Origin of the sequence: Lipingzhangella halophila, assembly GCF_014203805.1 — a bacterium.
Lineage (GTDB): Bacteria > Actinomycetota > Actinomycetes > Streptosporangiales > Streptosporangiaceae > Lipingzhangella > Lipingzhangella halophila.
On record NZ_JACHJT010000001.1, the window covers coordinates 1767763 to 1789317 of the forward strand.

Genomic DNA, 21555 nt, shown 5'->3' on the forward strand with positions numbered 1-21555 from the left:
CGGCCCCCGCCTAAGGGAGGGGGGACGCGCCCTGGTGCGCCATGAGGTCGTGTAGTGCGCGTTCGAGCTGGCACGGCGCGGTGGCCCGGGCGCTCCACGGGACCCTGATCAGGGCCGGATGGTCGTCATCAGTCCGGTTCACCCACAGAGTCACGCCCAGGCCGTCGAGCTCCCAGATCCACGCCGCACCCTGGGGAGCGTTGGGAAGGTGGCGCAGTGACGCGCTCAGCTCGTCGCGGTGCCGGTCGTTGATGTGCCGCAGGATGTGCTCGGCCGGGCCGGTCAGCGGGTCCGGCTCGGTGGCCCGGAAGTCGGCTCCGTCGATGACCCCCGCGGAGTCGTAGGTGTGGTAGAGGAGCGTTCCGGGCTCGACTCGGGCGAGCAGGGGTCCGCCATCCCGCGGGTCGTTCTCGGCGGCGGCGAGCAGGGACTCGTCAGGGTCCCTTTCCCACACGGCGAGCGCCGCCTCGCGTCTCTCCGCGGCGGGGACCACCGACACTCCGCCATCGCACCACATGCGAGCGCGTACAGTAGGTGTGTGACCCACGTGCCGCAACGCGCAGAGATCAACGCTGATTTCGAGGTCGGCGTCTCCGTGCGGGTCTGTCCGTAGCATCTCGTGCAACGGGTGGCCCGCGTCGATCAGTAGGATCACGCGGCCGGCACGCTCGACCGCCCCGCGTGCGCTGAAACGCGTGCCGGGTTCATCAGCCAGTGCCACCGCGGTGGGGGTCGCCGTGGAGGCAAGGGAGCGGATCCGTTCGATCGTGGACGGGCTGGGTCGTCGCATGACACCTCCTAGACTTAGGCAAGCCTTACCTAGGATTCCCGATTTTTCAAGAGACCAAGACGGAGGACGTGCAATGCGCTACACCGGACCGAAGGTGCGGTTGTCCCGGCGCGCCGGAACCCCGCTGACCCGTAAGGCGGTCAGCTACTTCGAGAAGCGGCCCTACCCCCCGGGTGAGCACGGCCGCCGCGTGCGTCGCTCCACGAGCGACTTCGCCGTCCGGCAGGCCGAGAAGCAGAAGATGCGCTGGTACTACGACGTATCGGAGAAGCAGCTCCTGCGGATCTACGAGAACGCCAAGAAGCGCTCCGGGCGCACTGGCGAGGAGATGATCGCGGAGCTGGAGCTGCGGCTCGTGACGGTCGTCCTGCGGGCCGGCCTCGCGCCGTCGGTCTACGCCGCGCGGCAGTATGTCAACCACGGGCACGTCACCGTGGACGGCAAGAAGGTCGACATCCCCTCGTACCAGGTGAAGCCGGGGCAGGTGATCTCGGTCAAGGAGAAGTCCCGGAACATGGTGCCCTTCGTCGAGGCCGCCGAGGGGGTGCACGCCGACGAGAAGATCGCCGGCTACCTCGCGGTGAGCCACCGCGACCTGCGGATCGCGGTCGTCGACCGGCCCAAGCGGGAGCAGGTCCCGGTGCCCTTCGATGAGCACCTCGTCGTGGAGTTCTACGCCCGCTAACGGGTCTGGCACCGCGCGCCGGGGGCCGCGCGACGATTCGACTCGTCGCGCGGCCCCTGCTCATGCTCGCGCCCTAATACTTGCGCCGGATATGGAACGCGCTGCCGCGCGTAAGCGGGACCTCCGCCACGAACTCCTGCATCTTCATCCGGCACCATGAGGGGATGTCGGTCTTGGCTGCGGGGTCGTCGGCAGTCACGGCGATGACCGAGCCGATGGGCACCTCGCGGATGCGCCCGGCGAGCATGATGATCGGAATCGGGCATTTCCGACCGATCGCCTCAATGGTCAGCAGCGGCTGGTCCGGCACTGGATCTCCTTGTCTGACTGGCCTCGTACCCCATTCTTTACCCACACTGCCGCCTAATCGGCACCCGGTGAACGACGTCGCGAAACCAGCGGTACGCTCGCCTTAGTCTGCCTGTCGAGGGCGGGATTCGCGGGTGGCGACACCGCGGTGCCGGCCTCGGGGCAGCACGGACGACATGGCGAACCCGAGCAGGGTCAGCACCCGCCGGTGCCGTGCGTGACGAGGGAGGCAGGTGGCAACACCCCGTGGTTCCGCCACTCGCGTCCCCAAGCGTCATGAGCCGGATACAACACGCTGACCTGGCATCCCCCGCAAACGGGTGCACCGTGGTTCACGATAATGTTGCCCGTTGACAAGCTTCGGATATACGACCTGCCCGCGCGCTGGCGCGGGCTTCACCGCTGGGAAGGCAATCCGTGATTCCGACCCGCCAAAGGAATCGGCGCTCCGCGCTGCGCCGATGGGCACCACGCGGCGCCGCGCTCGCCGTGCTGGGGCTGGCCGCGACCGGGTGCGCGTCGAACGAGCTCACTCGCTTGGGCATACCGGAGCCGATCACCGAACAGGGTGAGCGCGTCCTTGCTCTCTGGCAGGGCTCGTGGGTGGCAGCGTTCGCGGTCGGCATCCTGGTGTGGGGGCTGATCATCTGGTCGGTGATCTTCCACCGCAAGCGCTCTGAGCAGCTCCCGCCGCAGGTGCGGTACAACATGCCCATCGAGGCGCTCTACACCGTCCTGCCGATCGTTATCATCTCGGTGCTGTTCTACTTCACCGCGCGCGACCAGACCTACCTGATGGAGACCGAGGAGCCGGCGGATCTCAACATCGAGGTCGTCGCCTTCCAGTGGAGCTGGCAGTTCAACTATCTCGACGACACGCGCGAGAACGGTGGCGAGACCCAGTACTCCGTCACGGGGACCCCGAGCGAACCTCCGACACTCGTGATCCCCGAGAGCCAGGTCGTGCATTTCGACCTGACCTCCCCGGACGTCATCCACTCCTTCTGGGTCCCGGCGTTCGGCTTCAAGCTCGACGTCATCCCCGGCCAGGACAACGAGTTCCAGGTCAGGGTGAACGAAGGAACAAAGGGGGAGTACGCCGGCCGCTGCGCGGAGCTCTGCGGCGTCGACCACTCCCAGATGTTGTTCAACGTCGAGGTCATGGAGGAGGACGAGTACCAGGACTGGGCCGCCGAGCAGGAGGCGCAGGCTCCGGAGAACCCGGAGGAGCAGGAAGGCGTTCCGGCCGAGGAGGCCGCCGCGGACGGGGACGAGCCCGGTTCAGCGGATGAGGACGCCGAAGCCGGACAGCAGCAGGCGCGCGACGAGGACGACGAGGCGACCGAGGCCGCTGGCGCCGCCGCCGATGAGGAGGCACGATGACGGCGACGGAGACCCAGAAGGCCCGCGTCGCGGCCCCGCCCCGCCCCACGCGGCAGGGGTCGATCATCGTCAACTGGCTGACCTCGACCGACCACAAGGTGATCGGGTACATGTACCTGATCACGTCGTTCGCGTTCTTCCTCGTCGGCGGGATCATGGCGATGCTGATCCGCGCGGAGCTGTTCTCGCCGGGGATGCAGCTCATGTCGGCCGAGCAGTTCAACCAACTGTTCACCATGCACGGCACGATCATGCTGTTGCTGTTCGCGACCCCGCTGTTCATCGGGTTCTCGAACGTCATCATGCCGCTGCAGATCGGGGCGCCCGATGTGGCGTTCCCCCGGATCAACCTGTTCTCCTACTACCTGTTCCTCTTCGGCGGCCTGATCGTGCTGACCGGCTTCCTCACGCCGGGAGGCGCGGCGAGCTTCGGCTGGTTCGCCTACACCCCGTTGTCGGACGCGGTCCGATCGCCGGGGCTGGGCGGCGACCTGTGGATCCTCGGTCTGATCATCAGCGGTCTGGGCACCATCCTCGGCGCGGTCAACTTCATCACGACCGGCCTGTGCATGCGCGCGCCCGGCATGACCATGTTCCGGATGCCGATCTTCTGCTGGAACACCCTGCTGACCAGCCTTCTCGTGCTGATCGCGTTCCCGGTCCTGACCGCGGCGCTGATCGCCCTCGGGGCCGACCGGATGGTGGGAACCCAGGTCTTCAACGCCGAGCACGGGGGTGCCATCCTCTGGCAGCACCTGTTCTGGTTCTTCGGGCACCCCGAGGTGTACATCATCGCGCTGCCGTTCTTCGGCATCGTCACCGAGGTGCTACCGGTGTTCAGCCGCAAGCCGATCTTCGGCTACAAGAGCCTGGTCGGCGCGACCATCGCCATCGCCGGGCTCTCGGTCACGGTCTGGGCGCACCACATGTTCCCGACCGGCGCGGTGCTGCTGCCGTTCTTCTCGTTCATGACCTTCCTCATCGCGGTCCCGACCGGCGTGAAGTTCTTCAACTGGGTCGGCACGATGTGGCGCGGGCAGCTCGTCTTCGCCACCCCGATGCTCTTCGCCATCGGCTTCCTGGTGACGTTCCTGTTCGGTGGTCTCACCGGAGTCCTCCTGGCGTCGCCGCCTATTGACTTCCACGTGACCGACACCTACTTCGTCGTGGCCCACTTCCACTACGTGGTGTTCGGCACAGTGGTCTTCGCGATGTTCGCCGGGTTCTACTTCTGGTGGCCGAAGTTCACCGGGAAGATGCTCAACGAGCCGCTGGGCAAGATCCACTTCTGGCTGCTGTTCTTCGGGTTCCACGGCACGTTCCTGGTGCAGCACTGGCTGGGCGCCGCGGGCTTCCCGCGCCGCTACGCCGACTACCTGGCCGGCGACGGCTTCACGGGGATGAACCAGTTCTCCTCGATCAGCTCGTTCGTCCTGGGGGCGTCGACCCTGGTCTTCTTCTGGAACATGTGGATCACGCACAAGAACGCCAGCAAGGTCGAGGGCGACGACCCGTGGGAGTACGGCTGCTCCCTGGAGTGGGCGACCTCCTGCCCGCCGCCGCGGCACAACTTCACCTCGCTGCCGCGGATCCGGTCGGAACGTCCGGCCTTCGACCTGCACCACCCGCACGCCGCCGCTCCCGGAGCGGCGCCCGAACCGGACAAGCACGAAGTAGGCAGGGCGAGTTCACCATGAAGATGCAGGCGTACATGTTTATGGGGGTTTCGACCTTCTTCGGGCTCGTGGCCGCCCTCTACGCCTATTGGGCGGTGGCGGACCTCGGGGAGATCGAGTGGACGGGGTTCGTCGCCCTGCTGGTCTCGATCGGCTTCGGCTGGCTCATCGGCTTCTGGCTCTGGCAGGCGGCCCGGCGCAGCGAGCGGTACCACGGTCCGCCGCCGGAGGAGCGCCTCGAAGGCCAGGTCGCGGAGAACGCCGGTGAGTACGGCTTCTTCAGCCCGCACAGTTGGTGGCCGCTCTTCGCGGCGCTGTCCGTGGCGTTCACGGGGTTCGGCGTGGCCATTGGCTGGTGGATGGTGACCATCGGTGCGTTCGCCATCATCCTTACCGCGATCGGGTGGGTGTTCGAGTACTACCGCAATGAGTTCGAACACTAGAGACGCAGTTCTCGGGCGGGCCGGGCCCTTCAAGGGCCCGGCCCGCCCGTGTCTCGTGACAGGATCACCGCCCCCTCAGGGGTATTCTTTTGGGGCGGCCCGTGCCACCTGGCGGGATACCTCCCTATCGGCCGTCATTGTCATAATTCTTCGAAAACCTTTCCGCTCGACCACGCGTCCGATTGGGAAGACATGCACATAGGTCGAGCTGGACGCTGGAGGTCGCACGCGTGAAGGGCAGCAGCGAAATCCCCTTGGCAACCCGCCACCTCGGCGCCGGGTTGGCGGCTCTGGCCCTCGTTCTGACCGCCGCGTGCTCCGGGTCCGAGAACGCGGACGCAACCGGCGGCGGTGAGGCGGAACCGGCCACGGCGATGATCACGCCGGAGGACGGCTCCGACGAGGTCAAGCCGAACCTTCCGGTCAAGGTCGAGTCCGAGGACGGCACCATCACCGACGTCGCCGTGCAGCAGAGCGGGGGCGAAGCGCCCAAGGACCCCGATGACATGAGCGGGAGCCTCAACAAGGACGAGAACGTCTGGGTGAGCGACTGGAACCTCTACCCGGGCTCGGACGTCGAGGTGACCGCCACCGTCCAGAACGAGGACGGCGAGGAGTCGGAGGTCGTCAGCGAGTTCAGCACGCAGCCGGCGACCGACGGCCAGCGGCTGGAACTGATGTCGAACTTCCCGACGAGCGACGAGACCGTCGGCGTGGGAATGCCGGTCATCATCAACTTCGACCAGGCGGTGGAGAACAAGAAGCAGGTCGAGAACTCCATCGAGGTCACCTCCGAGGAGGGCATCGAAGGCGCCTATAACTGGTTCGGCGACGAGATGGCGGTGTTCCGGCCCAAGGAGTACTGGGAGCCCAACCAGGAGATCACGGTCGACATCCGGCTCGCCGGGGTCGAGGCCAGCGACGGCGTGTTCGGGACCGAGAACTCCCAGATCAACTTCGAGGTCGGCCGCGAGCAGATCTCCACCGTGGACGACAAGGAACACACCATGGTGGTGGAGCGCGACGGCGAGGAGATCAAGGAGTTCCCGATCAGCAACGGTGACGCCTCCAAGCACATATACACCACCACCAGTGGCACGCACCTGACGATGGAGAAGTACCAGCACCTCGTCATGGACTCCTCCACCGTGGGCATCCCGGTCGACAGCCCCGAAGGCTATAAGCTCGACGTCAACTACGCCGTCCGGACCTCGGGCAGTGGCGAGTTCACCCACTCGGCGCCGTGGAACGGCCAGCTCGGCGAGTCCAACGAGAGCCACGGCTGCACCAACATGGCGCCCAAGGACGCCAAGTGGTTCTACGAGGAGTCACTCATGGGCGACCCCTTCATCGTGACCGGTACGGACCGCGAGCTTGAGGTCGACAACGGTTGGGGCTTCTACCAGCGCTCCTGGGAGGAGTGGCTGGAGCACAGCGAGACCGGCAAGGCCGACAAGACCGACGGCAACGGCACCGTGGGGTCGGCGCACGGCGAGCCCGACGAGTAGCCGCCTCTCAGAACGACGGCAAGGGCCGCGGAAACCTCCCCGGGGGGTTCCGCGGCCCTTGTCATGCGGCGGGGCGCACGGGCCGCTCAGCGCCCGCGAAGCGGCCCGGCGAAGGCATTGGACGCCTGAGCTCCGGCGCGGCCGCCGGCGTTCGCCGCAGGGGCCAGAAGCGGCCAGCGGCGGCAGGCGCCCCAGAGGACGCCCCAGAGGGCGGCGCGGCGCCGGGCGTGCGGCACACCGCCCTCTGGACGCCGGACCCCCGACCTACCCGCCTGTGTCCCGCTGTCCGAAAGCGTCCCGCTCCATCCAGTGGGCCGCGGTCCCCGTGCGAGGCGGGAGCGCTGCGTCCGCTCCCGCCTCGGCCGCTGCCCTCGTCGCGGGGTGTCTCCAGGTCTCGGTGCGCCTCTGAACGAAAAACGAGGGCCCGGCCGCACTCCAAATGCGGCCGGGCCCTCGCGAGCCGGGTGTGGCGACTCAGCGGCTCCTTGCGGGCTCTCCCGCCTCGGGGTGCTCGACCTCTTCCTCGTGCGGTTCGTGCTCGAGGCGGTGGCCGCCATGCGGTTCGATGTCCGCGAAGGAGACGTTGTCCTTCGTGTACCAGTGCGCGAGCCGCGCCCGGAGACGCCCCATGATGCTGCGCGCCTCCGGCGACTCGACACCGTGCTGGTCGACGGTCACGCTCCGCAGGCCGGCGAGGATCTTCTCCTTCTCCAGCTTGCTCTCCAGCACGCTCACCGTCTCCTCGGAGGGATCCCGGTGCACCTCGATGAACTCACCACTGGGCAGCTGCTGGATCGTGCCGCTCTCCAAGCCGTGCTCCAGCACCTCGCGGTCGCGCCGCTGCAGGCCCAGGCAGATGCGCTTGGTGATGATGAACCCGAGAACCGGCCCGACGATCACCGCCACCCGGAAGAAGTGCGTCGTCCAGTAGAGAGGGATATGGAACGTCTCGGCGAGGACGTCGTTCGCGCCGGCCAGCCAGAGCACGCCGTAGAACACGACACCGACCACGCCCAGACCGGTGCGCACCGGGGCGTTGCGCGGACGGTCGCCCACGTTGTGGTGGCGCCGGTCGCCGGTGATCCACTGCTCGACGAACGGCCAGAGCGCCATCGCGCCGAAGATGAGCCCGGGTATCACCAGCCCGGGTACCAGCACGGCGATGGGGACCGCGTAGCCCGCGATCTGGAAGTCGAACCAGTTCGGGAAGATCCGCAGCGACCCCTCCATGAAGCCCATGTACCAGTCGGGCTGCAGGCCGGAGGTGATGGATGTCGGGGTGAACGGCCCGAACAGGTGGATCGGGTTGATCTGCACGAACCCGCTCAACAGGGTGATCACGGCGAACGTGAAGAAGAAGAACCCGCCCGCCTTGACCGCGAACGCCGGGAACATCGGCGTGCCGACGACTTTTCGGTTCGTCTTGCCCAGACCGGGATACTGCGTGTGCTTCTGGTGCCAGAGGATCAGGATGTGCGCCGCGATGAGGGCGAGCAGAATCCCCGGTAGCAGCAGGATATGCAGCATGTACATCCGGTTGATGATGTCATCGCCGGGGAACTCCCCGCCGAACAGGAACATGCTCAGATAGGTGCCGACGAGCGGGAGCGCCAGGATGACGCCCTGCAGAATGCGCACACCCATGCCGGAGGGCAGGTCGTCCGGGAGCGAGTACCCGAACAGGCCCTCGACCATCGCCAGAGCGAAGATCGCGACACCGATCAGCCAGTTGATCTCGCGCGGTTTGCGGAACGCGCCGGTGAAGAACACCCGGAGGCTGTGCACCACCAGCGCGGCCACGAAGATCAGCGCGGCCCAGTGGTGGATCTGCCGGATCAGGAACCCGCCGCGGACATCGAAGTCGATGTGGAGCGTGGAGGCGTAGGCCTCGCTCATCGCGACACCGTTCATCCGCTCGTAGGAGCCGTCGTAGACGATCTCCGCCATGCTCGGCTTGAACCAGAGCGTGAGCCAGACACCGGTGATGAGCAGGATGATGAACGAGTACATCGCGATCTCGCCCAGCATGTACGACCAGTGGTTCGGGAACACCTTGCGCAGGTTCTTCTCACCGGTCTTGGCCAGGTGGAAGCGGTCGTCGATGTAGTTGCCCACACCGCGAAGCGCCTTCGGGGTCTCCGTGTTGGTACTCATCGTCTATTCACCCTTCTCCGCGTCCCAGAAGGTGGGCCCGACCGGGCTGGAGAAGTCCCCATCGGCAACGAGGTACCCCTCGTTGTCCACCGTGATCGGAAGCTGGGGGAGCGGCCGGTGGGCCGGGCCGAACACCACCTCGGCGCCGTTGGCGGCGTCGAAGGTCGACTGGTGGCACGGGCACAGGATGCGGTGCGTGGTCTGCTCGTACAGCGCAGCGGGGCAGCCGACGTGCGTACAGATCTTGGAGTACGCGACGATGTTGTCGTGCGTCCAGTTGCGCTGCTGCTCTGTCATGCCCGGCTTCCAGTCCTCCGCGGGCATCTTGATCAGGATGATCGAGGTCTTCGCCTGCTCGTTGAGGCTCAGTCCGTGCGGATGCTCCGCGGTGGGCTCGGAGTAGGGCAGCGCGGAGATCATCGAGCCGTCCGTCTCCAGATCCGCGGCCGTGAGCCTGCGGTGGGTGCCTTCAGCGACCATGTGCATCCCCTTCTCCCACATGGTGTGCTTCAGCTTATCCCCGGGCAGCGGGCCGGTGTCGCGGAGCAGGACGATGGGCGCGATCCCCAGCGGCGCCATGGCCAGCAGCAGGGTGCGGCGCATCAGCGGCCGGCGGGTGAACCCGCTCTCGTCGGCACCCTTCATGAAGAACTGGCCGAACGAGCCCTTCTCCTCGGGCGCGGAGGGCAGTTCGTCGTAGGGCGAGGACACCTCGTAGTGCGGCATCACCCGGCGTGCCCACACGGTCATGCCGGCGCCGATCGCGAACAGCGCGAGCCCCAACGTGCCGCCCAGGGCCATTGTGGAGTACTGGCCCATCCGCGGGTCGGAGATGGAGTCCGGCGGGAACAGGAAGAACGCCACGACGAAGCCCATACCGGTGAGGAACGCGATGGTGAACCACACCGCGGCGACCTTCTCGCCGCGACGCTGCTCCTCCTCGGAATGCCCGTGCGTCTCCTCGGCCGGATACGGGCCGTCGTGACCGCGTTGCTGCTCCGTCGTCCCGGCGACGATCGCGTCGCTCCCGGAGGGCGAGGGGGTACCGATGACCCGGTCGCGGTCGCCGGCACCGGCCTCGTTGTTGTGGTGGTTGCTGGTGTTATCAGTCATGGGCTCGCTGCTTCGCGGTGATCCAGATCGCGCACGCGACGATCAGGCTGAGGCCGACGGTCCAGCCGATGAAGCCTTCCGCGACCTGGCCTACCCGGTTCAGGTCGAAGAAGCCGCCGGCGTCCGGTTCGGTCTCCAGGTTTCTGACGTGCGAAATCAGATCCTGCTTCTCCTCAGGCGTGATGGTCGTGTCGTTGAAGACCGGCATCGCCCCGGGGCCGGTGGTCATGGCCTCGTAGATCTGGCGGGGTGAGGACTCGCGGATCTCGGGCGCGAATTCGCCGCCGGTCAGCGCGCCGCCCCCGCCGGACCAGCTGTGGCAGTGCGCGCAGTTGGCCAGGTAGAGCTTCTGGCCCGCCTCGTTGTCACCCACGCCCTGGATGTAGTCCTCGTAGTTGTCCCTGGCCTCCTTGGCCTCCTCGTACTCCGCGTGCGCCGTCTCGAAGGCCTCATCGTTGGGGAAGTCGGCACGTTCCGGCTCCTCCGGCACCTCCGGGACCTCCGCCGGAACATCGATGGGCACGCCGGGCCCGCCGGTCGAGAGCTCCTGCTCGTAGTACGCCACGAGGTTGTCGATCTCGTCCTGGTCGAACGCCGCGGGCTTGCGGGGCATCTGCGCGTCCGGGTCCATCGACGGCATGCGGCCGGTGCTCACCTGGAAGTCGACCGCCGCGCCGCCGGCGTCGGTGATGTCGGGAACGTCCTCCCTCGCCGAGGCAGTGCCGTCCGGGCCGTGGCAGCTCGCACAGCTTTCGGTGTAGATCTGCTTGCCCTGAGCGATGTCGACCTGGTTTTCATCCTCAGTGTCAGCGGCAAGCTCCTGCGCCTGCGCTTGATCGGGTTCGGGGGCCACGACGGCGTAGCCCAGCCCGAAGAGCGCCAACGCGAGTGTGACGACGACGTATCCCGCCAGGGGATGCCGTCGCCGTGCGGTGATCCATTTCACGGTTTCCCCGTTCCGGGTTACTGAAGGATGTAGATGGATGCGAACAAAGCGATCCAGACAACATCGACGAAGTGCCAGTAGTAGGACACGACGATGGCGCTGGTCGCCTGCTGGTGGGTGAAGCGCTTCGCGGCGTACGTGCGTCCCAGCATGATCAGGAACGCGATCAACCCACCGATGACATGGAGGCCGTGGAACCCCGTGGTGAGGTAGAACATCGAGCCGTAGGGGCTCGACTGCAGCGTCAGCCCTGCGTGCGCGATGAGCTCGTAGTACTCGTATGCCTGGCCCAGCACGAAGACCAGGCCCATGAAGAACGAGACATAGAACCAGAAGCGGAGTTTCTGCACGTCACCGCGCTCCGCGGCCCAAACGCCGGCCTGCGCGGTGAAGCTGGAGGCCACCAGGATGACGGTGATGCTGAGCGCCCACGGGACGTTGAGCACAACGTCCCCATGGTGGGTCTGCGGCCAGTCACCGAGTGAGGGGTCTCCCTTAGTCACCGATCGGATGGTGAAGTACATCGCGAACAGCGCCGCAAAGAACATGAGCTCGTTGGCCAACCACACGATGGTGCCAACGCTCACCAGGTCAGGTCGCTTTGCCGCACCGTGCATCGGTGCAGGTTCGGTTTCTTGGTTCGCGGTTACTGTCGCCACGGGAGCATTATTACGGTATCTGACGAGGGTCGTTGCACGACCCCCCGTTTGAGGTGGGATCAACCGCGGCGACAGGCCCGCGTCACCAGGGCCTGCATCGATATGATGTCGGGTTCGGCTCGGGAAGATATGTATGCCGGTCAGTCGCTCAGGCCTACCGGAGCGACCGGCGGCACCGTATCGGTGGCATCCTGTCGTGGTGCGGGTCTCATGGCAATAGGCTCGGAGTGTGGCGTATCCGGCGCGCACATGTGGCATGGCCCGGTCACCGCGGGGTAAGCCCGCGACGGCCAACTGGCGGCCCAGTGGCCGCGCCGGGCTCGCGCCCGGGGCTGCGGCCCGCGCCCGCGGGGATGATCCGACGTGAGGGACGGTTGAGCATGGCGAACAACGACGCGAACGCCGCGGAGCAGCGTTCGACGATGCGCGTTCTCATCTACAGCGACAACGCCGACGTGCGCGAGCAGATCCGGCTGTCCATCGGCCGGCGGCCGGCGGCCGATGTTCCGAAGGTGGAGTTCCTCGAGTGCGCGACCGCGCCCGGCGTACTCAAACGCCTGGAGGACCGCAGCGCGCCGGTGGACGTGTGCGTCTTCGACGGCGAGGCCACCCCGGCCGGCGGTATGGGCGTGTGCCGGCAGATCAAGGACGAGATCTTCAACAGCCCGCCCGTCCTCCTGGTCATCGGGCGCCGCGACGACGGCTGGCTGGCCACGTGGTCGCGCGCCGACAAGGTTGTCGCGCACCCGATCGACCCGGCCGCGCTGGCCGAGTCGCTCGCCGAGCTCATGCGGCAGCGCGCCGCCTCGGTCCCGGCGCTCGGGTAGCCTGCGACCAGCGTGTCGCCGCTGGCGGGGGCACGCTCCGCCGTACACGAGGATCCGAGGACGTACACGTGAGCTCCCCGACGCGGACCTGGTCCCAACTGATCACCACCCTGCTCGACGGCTCCTCCCTGGCCAGGGAGGAGACCCAGTGGGCCATGAACGAGATCATGTCCGGTTCGGCGACGGACATCCAGATCGCCGGGTTCGCCATCGCCCTGCGAGCCAAGGGGGCCAGCGTCGACGAGGTGGTCGGGCTCGCCGAGGGAATGCTCGACAACGCCGTCCGGATCTCCGCCCCCAGCCCGGCGGCCGACATTGTCGGCACCGGTGGGGACCAGGCGCACACCGTCAACGTCTCCACGATGGCGGCGATCGTCGCCGCCGCTTCCGGGACCACGATCGTCAAGCACGGCAACCGCGCCGCGTCCTCCTCCTGCGGCACGGCCGACGTCCTCGAACGCCTGGGCGTCGTGATCGATCTGGCGCCGGAGTACACCGCGCGGGTGGCCGAGCAGGCCGGCATCACGTTCTGCTTCGCCCCGCTGTTCCACCCGGCGTTCCGCCACGTCGCCCAGGCGCGGCGGGAGCTCGCGGTACCCACGGTGTTCAACTTCCTCGGTCCCTTGACCAACCCCGCCCGCCCCGCGGCCGGCGCGGTAGGGGTGTTCGACGAAGCCCTGTGCGAGACCATCGCGGGCGTCTTCGCGCAACGCGGGTCCTCGACACTGGTCTTCCGGGGCGACGACGGCCTGGACGAGCTCACCACCACGACCACCACCTCGGTGTGGGTGGTCCGGGACGGCGGGGTCCACCGCGAGACGTTCGATCCCGCGGACCTCGGGATCGGCCGCGCGTCGCGCGAGGCGCTGCGCGGCGGCGACGTGGAGTACAACGCCCGGGTCGTGCGCGACCTCGTGGCGGGCAAGCCCGGACCGGTCCGCGACGCCGTCCTGCTGAACGCCGCGGCCGTCATCACCGCCGCCGAGGGAATCCCCAGCACGCTGGTCGAGGGGCTGCGATCCGGCTATGCCAAGGCCGCCGAGGCGGTCGACACTGGCGCGGCCGCGGCCACCCTGGACCACTGGGTCGAGGTCAGCCGCGGCTACTCCCGCAAGGGCTGAGGGAGTGTTTTTGGGCTCGCTGCCGCTCGCCGGGTCGGGCGCCCGGTAGCCGGGAACCTTCGGGTCCTACGGTGTGCCCGCAACGAGGGCTCGTTCCTCGCCCACACGGCCGCCCGCCTCCGGATCCTCCAGGACCCCGGCGGCGCTCGACCTACTCCAGCCCGAGGGAGAACGCCGCTTCCAGATCGTGCCGCGAGTAGGCGTGGAACGCGATGTGCGTGTCGGACGATCGCACCCCCGAGACCTTGTTGATCCGCCCGGGGACGACCTCCGCGAGCTCCTCGTGCACCCGAACGCGCACGATCGCGATCAGGTCGATGTTTCCCGTGACGGAGTAGACCTCGCTGACGCCGTCGATCGCGGCGATTTCCTCCGCGACGTTCGGGATCCGGTCAACGTCGGCCTTGACCATGACGATCGCGGTAATCACTGGCGAGCCTCCTCGTGGTGTCGGGAACCGGCGTCGGCGCTAGGTCGGTGATGTGGGCGGGTGGCTGGGCGTCCCATGCGGGCAGCGAAGGCGCCGGATGGCCGGGGTGGAGTGTGTCGGGGGCGCGAGCGCGTGATGGCGGCGCGCCGGGGACGGTACGGGCGTTCTCGGCGCTGGCCATCACCGATCTTGAGGATTTGGTTCCTTCAAGGCGCCTGGGAGGAACGATTTCCTCAAGATCGGCGCGCAGAGTGCCCATAATCCGTACATAGCGGGCGCGCATTCCTTCGACACAGGCCACCCCGACCCATCCGCTGCCTTCGTCGCCGCCTCCGTTGGACGCCGCACCACGTCTCCCCATCATCGATCTAGTACACGTCGGACAGGCGGGTACCGGAACGCCAGCGGATGCGGTGCATGAGCAGCCCGGCGACCGTGCCGACGATGAAGCCGTAGACGTGGGCCGCGTAGGCGACTCCGCTCTCTTCGCTCCCGGGGACCATCGAGGTGCTGACATAGAGGAAGTACTGCAGCACGAAGTAGGTCGCGACCAGCGCCCAGCCGGGCAGTCGCAGCGGGATCACCAGGAACACCAGGGTGGTGACCTTGCTGCGGTACTGGACCACGAGGTAGGCGCCCAAAACGCCGGAGATCGCGCCCGAGGCGCCGAGGAGCGGTATCTCGGTGCCGGCCTCGGTTATCGCGAAGGCGTACGCCGAGAGAACCCCCGCGGCCGTGTACAGGCACAGGTACCGCACGCGGCCGAGCCGGTCCTCGACCACCGGGCCGAACACGAACAGGTACACCATGTTGCCCAGCAGGTGCGCGACACCGGCGTGCAGGTACATGGACGTGATCGACGACACCCACGGGATCTTCGTGAAGTCGGCGCTCGCGCACTCCGCGGCCCCGGTCAGCTGCTCCCCGCTGAGCAGCTCAACGGGGATGGCGGCCCAGCGGAGCATGTACAGCTCCATCGCGCACGCGCGTTCGAGCATGTCCGTGCCGTACCAGGTGGCGACGCCCGAGAGGGGAGACAGCAGGTAGACGGCGACGTTGGCCGTGATGAGCAGGTAGGTGACGGCCGGTACCCGGCGGACCGGGTAGTCGTCGCTGAGCGGTATGCCTGCCATCTGGGTGGTGATCCGTCCGTTGCCGTGCGATGTGCTCGGGGCTCAGGCAGCGGGCACGGTCGCTCGCGGGGCCCCGGCGCGTTCGGGACGACCGGCGGCCGCCTCACATCCGCGTGGCGGACGGTGACGCGCGGTCCCAGTCTGTCAGGCCACGGTACCTTTCCGCGCCGCTGATCGGGCATGTCCAGGGATGGTCGAGTTCGACCAGGCGCGCCCCCGGGGACTCGATCCAGCGCAGCACGCACTCCATCTCCGCCGCTTGGGCGCGGGGAGTGGGGCCCGTGCCGGGAAGGACGGTCTCGGCGGTGGCCACCAGCGCCCGCACGTAGGCGTCCGGGTCGGCCTCCTGCCGCAGAACGCCGCTGCCGGCCAGCCGCCCGTAGCGGACCACGCACATCTCCCAGCCGGTATCCGCGCGGCGCGCCGCGACCAGGTGCGGGATCTCCGCGAGTGCGGAGAGCCGCTGGGTCCGGGCGGCGACGCGCAGGAAGGCGGCCAGCCGGTCGCGGTACAGCGCGGCCTCCTCGTAGCGCAGCTCGGCGGACAGCTCCGTGATCTGCTCCGTGAGCGTGCTGACGACCTGGCTGGGGTCGCGGGTCATGGCCTCGCGCGCGGCCTCGCTGTGCTTGGTGTAGTCGTCGGGGGACTCGCGGCCGTCGCAGGGCGCGCCGCACTTGCCGATCTCGGCGAGCACGCAGGCCGGCGCGGTCTTCTTGGGGGAGAGGCGCTGCGTGCACTGCCGCAGTGGCAGGGCGTGGTGCAGCGCCTGGCGCGCCAGCTCGGCCTCGCGGGAGGAGCGAAAGGGGCCGACAATGGGCGCACCGTCGTCGCGGACGGTACGCACGATGGACAACCGGGGGAACGTCTCGCGGGTGAGCTTCAGCCAGACGGACCGCTCGGGGTTGCGCGAGCGGCGGTTGTAAGGGGGTTTGCGCTCGGCGATCAGCCGGAGCTCGCGGACCTCGGCCTCCAGCCCGGTGCCGCAGACGATGGGCGTGACGCCCTCGACGAGCGGGATCATCTCCCGGATCCGGCCGCGGGTCTCGCCGGCAGTGAAGTAGGAGCGCACGCGCTTGCGCAGGTTCGCGCTCTTCCCGACGTAGAGGGCGTCCCCCTTGGCGTCGGTGAAGACATACACTCCTGGCGCCTCGGGTACGTCGTCGGCGAGGTGGCGCTTGTTGCGCTGCGCTGGCGTGGGAGCGGAGCGCAGGCCGCGGAGCTCCTCAAGGGTGTCGATACCGAACGAGCCGAGCCGCTCGAACAGCCCGTGCAGCACGCCGACGGTCGCGCGGGCATCGTCGAGCGCGCGGTGTGTGGGCTGGTCGGGAACGCCGAAGAATCCCGCGAGCGTGCCCAGTTTGTGGTTCTTGACCTCATCGCGGGGAACAAGGCGGCGGGCGAGTGCGACGGTGTCGACGATGGGCGGAGCGGGCCAGTGGTACCCGTATTCGGTACAGGCGGCCTTGAGGAAGCCGGTGTCGAACGCCGCGTTGTGCGCGACCAGCACCGTCCCCTGGTCCAGTGCCGCGAACTCCAGGAAGCCGGGCAGCACCGCCTCGATACGCGGCGCCGCAGCCACCATGGCCTGGGTGATCCCGGTCAGCAGCGTGATGAACGGCGGGATGGCGACACCGGGGTCGACCAGCGTGGAGAACTCGCCGATAACCTCGCCGCCGCGCACCTTCACCGCACCGATCTCGGTGATCCGGGCTTCGCCGGGACGGGCCCCGGTCGTCTCCAGGTCCACGATCACGAACGTGCACTGGGCCAGCGGGGTCCCCAGGTCACTCAGGGTTCCTTGGATGTGCGTCCGCTGGTCTGCCACCTGGACAGCCTAAACGCGCATGCTGACGGGACCGCGGCCCGTCCCTCGCTGGTCCCGGCCGCCGGACGGATGGGTGGAGTCCGCGCAGCCCGCTCAGCCGGTCCCGATCCTCCCCCGCAGGCGGCCGTGTTCCGCGGGCCGCCCCGTGCGCGCAGGGCCTAGGGTCGTAACTGAGAAGGAGGGATGTGGGTTTGAACACCGATCCCGACGAGGCGGACGCGCACCCCGGCGGGCCAGACGCGCAGGGCTCCGGCCACGGGGACGGGCCGGCGGCGGGTGAACTGCACCGGCCGTTGCCCGAGAGCGTTCGTTCCCGGGTCATCGAGTACGGCTCGGATGTCCTCGGCGGGCTGCCCGTGTCCGAGGTCCCTCCGGTGCTGCGGCGCGTCGCGAAGTTCGAGCCTCGCCGTCGCGCGCGGCTGGCCGGGCCGCAGATCGCAGCGCAGCTCGAAAGGGACGCCCAGTTCCGGGCTCGGATAGCAGAGCGGGTGGAACGGGTCTGGCCGGAGCTCGCCCGGGAGTTGCGCGATGGAGCCATCCCCCCGGCGGCCGACCCGGTCTCCGTGGCCGCGGCCGCGTATCTGCTCCGGCCACCGGGGTGGCCGGACATCGTGGAGCGGATCCACACCGAGCTGGCCCGGAGCGAGACCGCCAAGGAGGCGGAGGAGGCCGCCGAGACCATCGCGGACCTGCGCCGGCAGTTGGCCCAGGTCAAGCGCGACCAGCGTGCGGAGCTCGACCAGGCGCGGTCCGAGCTGCGGGAGCACCGCCGCACCATCGCCGACCTGAGACGCACGATCCACGCCGAGCGCCAGCGCGCCAAGAAGGCCGAGGAACGGGCCGAGCGCGCCGGTCAGGATGCCGAGGACCGCGTTACGGCGCTGGCCAACCAGGTCAACGAGATCGAGGCGGAGAACCGCCGGCTGCGTAACCGGCTCGACGCCAGCGAAGCGCAGTTGGAGAACTCCCGGCGCGCGGCCCGGGCCAGCCGGAACGCGGACGACGCCCGGCTGCGGGTACTTCTTGACGTCCTGCTCGGCGCCGCCCATGGGGTCCGCCGCGAGCTCGCGCTCCCGACATCCATCGAAAGCCCGGCCGACCTGGTCGCCGACGAGCGTCAGCAGCCAGCGGGCGGCGTCCCCGGTCAGGGGCTGCCCGACGACGATCCGGGCCTGGTCGACCACCTCCTCGTACTGCCGCGGATGCACCTGCTGGTTGACGGCTACAACGTCACCAAGACCGGCTATGGCACGCTGCCGCTGGCCGACCAGCGCGAGCGCCTGGTGTCGGCGCTGGAAGGGCTGGCGAGCCGCACCAAGGCCGAGATCACCTGCGTCTTCGACGGCGCCGACGTGTCCACCCCGCCGGGGGTGCCCTCGACGCGCCGGGTGCGGCTGCTGTTCAGCGCCCCGGAGGAGACCGCCGACGAGCTGATCATCAGATTGGTCGGCGCCGAGCCGCCGGGCCGTCCCATCGCGGTGGTCACATCGGACAACGAGGTGGTCAGCGCGGTACGCCGGGCGGGGGCACGCACGGTGGCGTCGACGATGCTGCTGCGGCGGCTCCGGAACTCCGGATAGCGGGTAGCGTTGCGCGGGTCCGTCCGGCTTTTCGGGGATCCGTTCCGGTGTGATGGTTATGTTACAGAGGCCACGGAATCCGCGTGTGCTGCGAGAACGCCATTGAGGCGGCTGTGGCGGTCGTTACTCATTCGTTGTCATGGTTGAGGTGGGAGAGGCATTCCGCTAGGTTCTACCCGGAGCTTGATCGTCTCCCGTTATCGGGCTGGAAGTCGTGAATAAGGGTGTACTGTGCTTCCAGTCCAAACCCCCGATGCGGGAGTACCCCCACGGGGACGGAGCGGTCGTGCTGCCGCTTCTGAGTGGCACGTGTGACGCCCAGTGACCGTGATCCCGCCCGTCCGGTCATCAAGTGCGACACCGTCCGCGGTGCCGACCGGCACTTTCCAACCCCCCCGTATGCGGACTTACGGCTAAAGGAGCGTGGACCCCCTAATGACCAGTACAAGTGGTCGGCGCACGGCCCGCCGGCTCGCGACCGGTGTCGGGGTCGTGGCCGCCGGTGGACTGCTCGTTCCCTCTGGAGTCGCCTACGCCGACCCGGAGGAGCAGAGCCAGGAAGATGTCGAGGCGGAGCTCGACGAGCTCAACCAGGAAGCTTCCGGGATCGTTGATAAGTACAACGAGGCGAAGGAAGACTACGACGCGGCCAAGGAGGAGGCCGACGAGCTCGAGGAAGAGGTCGGCGACGAGCAGGACAACTACGACGAACTGCGCGACGAGGTCGCCCAGTTCGCCTCCGCCACCTACAAGGGCAACGACCTTGACTCCTCCTCCAACGTGCTGACCGTGGAGGACCCCGAGGAGCTCCTCGAAAACGCGTCCGACGTCGACTACCTCTCCGAGACCCAGCAGTCCAAGCTCGACGAGTTCGCCGGGTCCTCCGAGCGGCTGTTCGACCTCAAGGAAGAGGCCGACGACGCCCTTGAGGACGCCGAGGACAAGAAGGACGAACTCGGGGAGAAGAAGGACAAGGTCGAGGAGAAGATCGAGAAGCAGGAGGAACTGCTCGCCGAGTTCCCCGACGCCGATCCCGCGACCTCCGGCGACGACTCCGGGGGCTCCTACTCCGGCTCCGCTTCCGGTGACGCCCGCGCCGCGTTGGACTTCGCCTACGCCCAGATCGGCAAGCCGTACGTCTACGGTGCGGCCGGTCCCGACAGCTACGACTGCTCCGGGCTGACCATGCGCGCGTACGGATCGGCCGGGGTCAGCCTGCCCCGCACCACCTACGCCCAGGCCGAGGTCGGCCAGCGCATCAACAGCATGAGCGCGCTGCAGCCGGGTGACCTCGTCTTCTTCTTCGGTGACCTGGGCCACATGGGCATCTACGCCGGCGGCAACCAGATGGTGCACGCTCCCCGCAGCGGCAAGAACGTCGAGGTCGTATCCCTGTCGGGATACTGGGCCGGCCAGTTCCAGTTCGGTACGCGCCCGTAACCGCGCCCCAAGCGGACGCGTAGCGCGAGGGAGTGTTGATCCACCCAGCACAGTCGCTGGGTGGAATTTCCCTTTTCTGGATGAGCGCGACCGTCGGCCGGTTCGATAAGTGTTCCCGGGCGACGCAGTGTTATCCCTGAATCGGACGGTCCCGAACCCACGAGAAAGTGTGGAAGATAACGGGACCGTTGAGGTTGGTGCGGTGATGTAATAAGGTGCCTCGCCGAGCGAGGCCGTCATTCTGCTATCACCAGATGGCAGCGGCCCGACTCCCGCCGAACTCCGCGGTGCACCCCGGCCCCCCGCCGCGGAGACCAGGGCCCCGGGCGCGCACACCCGCACCCCTGTTGTGCGCCTCGTAGCGGCTCACGGGGCCGGATCCGGGGTCGATCTGTGCGCCTTCCCCGTTCGAGGCGCACATTTCTTCGCCCCGCAGACGCGTTCCGGTAGGCGGTCTTCGCCAGAAAGGTGCCACCAACGTGGATGAACGCCATGAACGTGGCTCGTACCGCCGGTCCCTAGCGACCGGGAGCTTTCTCATTGTCGGCGTGCTGCTGGCTTCCGTCGGCATCGCGCACGCGGAGCCGAGCCCGGACGAGGTCCGGGACGAGATCAACTCCCTTGAGCAGGAATTCTCCGAGCTCAACGAGGAGTACAACCAGGCCAAAGAGGACTACGACGCCGCCCAGGAGAAGCTGGAGGACACCGAGTCCGAGCTGGAGGACACCGAGGAGAAGATCGCGGACCTGCGCGAGAGCGTGAGCGCGATCGCTGGTGCCGCCTACACCGGTGTGGACTACAGCTCACCCGCCTACCTCGTGGGAGCCTCCGGTCCCGACGAGGCGCTTGAGCAGGCGGCCGACCTCGGCTATCTCTCGAAGAACCAGGAAGAGAGCTTCGAGCAGTACGCCGACGAGAAGTCCAAGCTGGAGAACCTCACCGACGAGTCCGAGGACATCGAGGAGGACGCCAAGGAGGACCTCGAGAAGGCCGAAGAGGCGCGCGACGAGGGCGAGGAGAAGATCGAGGAGCAGCAGGAGCTGCTCGACGAGCTCACCGCCGAGGAGCAGGAGGAAGCCAACTCCGATGCCGACTCCTCCGGGGGCTCCTACTCCGGCTCCGCCTCCGGCGACGCCCGGACCGCGTTGGGCTTCGCCTACGCCCAGATCGGCAAGCCCTACGTCTGGGGCGGTACCGGCCCAGACGGCTACGACTGCTCGGGACTGACCCAGGCCGCGTGGAACAAGGCCGGGGTGAGCCTGCCGCGGGTCTCCCAGGACCAGTTCAACGCGGGCACGCGGGTGTCCTGGGACGAACTGCAGCCCGGCGACCTGATGTTCTTCTACGACAGTTCGGCCCCGAGCCATGTCGGGATGTACGCCGGCAACAACACGATGGTGCACGCCTCCACCTCGTCCAAGCCGGTGCACGAGGTCACGCTGAGCGACTACTACCGCAACGAGTTCGTTGGCGGTGTGCGGCCGTAGCAGCCGTGTGTGGCGCGGGACCGGTCGCGGACAGTCTCTAGACTCG

19 protein-coding genes are annotated in these 21555 nt (G+C 68.0%); 10 read left to right on the forward strand and 9 right to left on the reverse strand.

Going from position 1 to position 21555, the window contains the following annotated elements; translation table 11 throughout:
- Nucleotides 1–10 precede the first annotated feature (10 nt).
- A complete protein-coding gene (locus F4561_RS07995; protein ID WP_184576243.1) occupies nt 11–790 on the reverse strand; it encodes a DUF2470 domain-containing protein in 780 nt (259 codons plus the stop codon).
- Nucleotides 791–863: 73 nt separating this feature from the next.
- Here F4561_RS07995 and rpsD point away from each other — a divergent pair, with 73 nt between their 5' ends.
- On the forward strand, nt 864–1475 hold the full coding sequence (gene rpsD, locus F4561_RS08000) for a 30S ribosomal protein S4 (RefSeq protein ID WP_184576245.1): 612 nt from the start codon (nt 864–866) through the stop codon (nt 1473–1475).
- Nucleotides 1476–1548: 73 nt separating this feature from the next.
- On the opposite strand, the gene F4561_RS08005 is transcribed toward rpsD, so the two are convergent.
- Nucleotides 1549–1785, reverse strand: a complete 237-nt coding sequence (locus F4561_RS08005; RefSeq protein ID WP_184576247.1) for a sulfurtransferase TusA family protein — start codon at nt 1783–1785, stop codon at nt 1549–1551.
- Between the two features lie 416 nt (nt 1786–2201).
- Here F4561_RS08005 and ctaC point away from each other — a divergent pair, with 416 nt between their 5' ends.
- The 4 genes from ctaC to F4561_RS08025 all read left to right on the forward strand — a co-directional run bounded on the left by ctaC (nt 2202) and on the right by F4561_RS08025 (nt 6794).
- A complete protein-coding gene (ctaC, locus tag F4561_RS08010) occupies nt 2202–3167 on the forward strand; it encodes an aa3-type cytochrome oxidase subunit II (protein WP_446684975.1) in 966 nt (321 codons plus the stop codon).
- Nucleotides 3164–4864: an aa3-type cytochrome oxidase subunit I gene (ctaD, locus tag F4561_RS08015; protein WP_184576249.1), complete on the forward strand. Its 1701-nt coding sequence runs from the start codon at nt 3164–3166 to the stop codon at nt 4862–4864. Before ctaC ends, ctaD begins: the two co-directional genes overlap by 4 nt.
- Nucleotides 4861–5286 carry a cytochrome c oxidase subunit 4 gene (locus F4561_RS08020; protein ID WP_184576251.1) on the forward strand — a complete coding sequence of 142 codons (426 nt, stop codon included), beginning with the start codon at nt 4861–4863 and terminating at the stop codon, nt 5284–5286. Before ctaD ends, F4561_RS08020 begins: the two co-directional genes overlap by 4 nt.
- Before the next feature lie 230 nt (nt 5287–5516).
- Nucleotides 5517–6794, forward strand: coding sequence for a L,D-transpeptidase (locus F4561_RS08025; RefSeq protein WP_184576253.1), 1278 nt, complete (start codon nt 5517–5519; stop codon nt 6792–6794).
- 474 nt (nt 6795–7268) lie between these two features.
- Here the strand turns inward: F4561_RS08025 and qcrB are convergent, their stop codons facing one another.
- The 4 genes from qcrB to ctaE are packed head-to-tail and all read right to left on the reverse strand — an operon-like array spanning nt 7269 to nt 11624.
- Nucleotides 7269–8948 (reverse strand): cytochrome bc1 complex cytochrome b subunit, encoded by a 1680-nt coding sequence (gene qcrB, locus F4561_RS08030; protein ID WP_184576255.1) that lies wholly within the window; start codon nt 8946–8948, stop codon nt 7269–7271.
- 3 nt (nt 8949–8951) lie between these two features.
- Nucleotides 8952–10061 (reverse strand): cytochrome bc1 complex Rieske iron-sulfur subunit, encoded by a 1110-nt coding sequence (gene qcrA / locus F4561_RS08035; RefSeq protein WP_184576257.1) that lies wholly within the window; start codon nt 10059–10061, stop codon nt 8952–8954.
- Complete coding sequence (gene qcrC, locus F4561_RS08040) at nt 10054–11007, reverse strand: cytochrome bc1 complex diheme cytochrome c subunit (protein WP_184576259.1); 954 nt, start codon at nt 11005–11007, stop codon at nt 10054–10056. Before qcrC ends, qcrA begins: the two co-directional genes overlap by 8 nt.
- Nucleotides 11008–11024: 17 nt before the next feature.
- Nucleotides 11025–11624, reverse strand: coding sequence for an aa3-type cytochrome oxidase subunit III (gene ctaE, locus F4561_RS08045; protein WP_184576261.1), 600 nt, complete (start codon nt 11622–11624; stop codon nt 11025–11027).
- Between the two features lie 422 nt (nt 11625–12046).
- Between ctaE and F4561_RS08050 the strand changes: the two genes are divergently transcribed.
- Complete coding sequence (locus tag F4561_RS08050; RefSeq protein WP_246437163.1) at nt 12047–12493, forward strand: hypothetical protein; 447 nt, start codon at nt 12047–12049, stop codon at nt 12491–12493.
- Between the two features lie 68 nt (nt 12494–12561).
- Nucleotides 12562–13614 (forward strand): anthranilate phosphoribosyltransferase, encoded by a 1053-nt coding sequence (trpD, locus tag F4561_RS08055; RefSeq protein WP_184576263.1) that lies wholly within the window; start codon nt 12562–12564, stop codon nt 13612–13614.
- A gap of 151 nt (nt 13615–13765) precedes the next feature.
- On the opposite strand, the gene F4561_RS08060 is transcribed toward trpD, so the two are convergent.
- The 3 genes from F4561_RS08060 to F4561_RS08070 form a co-directional block, all read right to left on the reverse strand.
- On the reverse strand, nt 13766–14044 hold the full coding sequence (locus tag F4561_RS08060) for an Lrp/AsnC family transcriptional regulator (RefSeq protein WP_184576265.1): 279 nt from the start codon (nt 14042–14044) through the stop codon (nt 13766–13768).
- A 368-nt stretch (nt 14045–14412) separates the two neighbouring features.
- Entirely contained in the window at nt 14413–15177 is a 765-nt protein-coding gene (locus F4561_RS08065; protein ID WP_184576267.1) for a rhomboid family intramembrane serine protease, read from the reverse strand.
- Between the two features lie 103 nt (nt 15178–15280).
- Nucleotides 15281–17002, reverse strand: coding sequence for a DEDD exonuclease domain-containing protein (locus F4561_RS08070; RefSeq protein ID WP_184576269.1), 1722 nt, complete (start codon nt 17000–17002; stop codon nt 15281–15283).
- 191 nt (nt 17003–17193) lie between these two features.
- Here F4561_RS08070 and F4561_RS08075 point away from each other — a divergent pair, with 191 nt between their 5' ends.
- From F4561_RS08075 to F4561_RS08085, 3 genes are all read left to right on the forward strand, one after another.
- A complete protein-coding gene (locus F4561_RS08075) occupies nt 17194–18582 on the forward strand; it encodes an NYN domain-containing protein (protein ID WP_184576271.1) in 1389 nt (462 codons plus the stop codon).
- 435 nt (nt 18583–19017) lie between these two features.
- On the forward strand, nt 19018–20022 hold the full coding sequence (locus tag F4561_RS08080) for a C40 family peptidase (protein ID WP_184576273.1): 1005 nt from the start codon (nt 19018–19020) through the stop codon (nt 20020–20022).
- Nucleotides 20023–20501: 479 nt separating this feature from the next.
- Entirely contained in the window at nt 20502–21509 is a 1008-nt protein-coding gene (locus tag F4561_RS08085; RefSeq protein ID WP_312885185.1) for a C40 family peptidase, read from the forward strand.
- Nucleotides 21510–21555: the final 46 nt, after the last annotated feature.

Excerpts from the sequence above, each read along its gene's own strand:
- ctaD (WP_184576249.1), top strand. The coding sequence starts at position 3,164 with ATGACGGCGACGGAGACCCAGAAGGCCCGCGTCGCGGCCCCGCCCCGC.
- qcrB (WP_184576255.1), bottom strand. The coding sequence starts at position 8,948 with ATGAGTACCAACACGGAGACCCCGAAGGCGCTTCGCGGTGTGGGCAAC.
- ctaE (WP_184576261.1), bottom strand. The coding sequence starts at position 11,624 with ATGCACGGTGCGGCAAAGCGACCTGACCTGGTGAGCGTTGGCACCATC.
- rpsD (WP_184576245.1), top strand. The coding sequence starts at position 864 with ATGCGCTACACCGGACCGAAGGTGCGGTTGTCCCGGCGCGCCGGAACC.
- F4561_RS07995 (WP_184576243.1), bottom strand. The coding sequence starts at position 790 with ATGCGACGACCCAGCCCGTCCACGATCGAACGGATCCGCTCCCTTGCC.
- F4561_RS08080 (WP_184576273.1), top strand. The coding sequence starts at position 19,018 with ATGACCAGTACAAGTGGTCGGCGCACGGCCCGCCGGCTCGCGACCGGT.
- F4561_RS08020 (WP_184576251.1), top strand. The coding sequence starts at position 4,861 with ATGAAGATGCAGGCGTACATGTTTATGGGGGTTTCGACCTTCTTCGGG.
- F4561_RS08050 (WP_246437163.1), top strand. The coding sequence starts at position 12,047 with ATGGCGAACAACGACGCGAACGCCGCGGAGCAGCGTTCGACGATGCGC.
- qcrA (WP_184576257.1), bottom strand. The coding sequence starts at position 10,061 with ATGACTGATAACACCAGCAACCACCACAACAACGAGGCCGGTGCCGGC.
- F4561_RS08065 (WP_184576267.1), bottom strand. The coding sequence starts at position 15,177 with ATGGCAGGCATACCGCTCAGCGACGACTACCCGGTCCGCCGGGTACCG.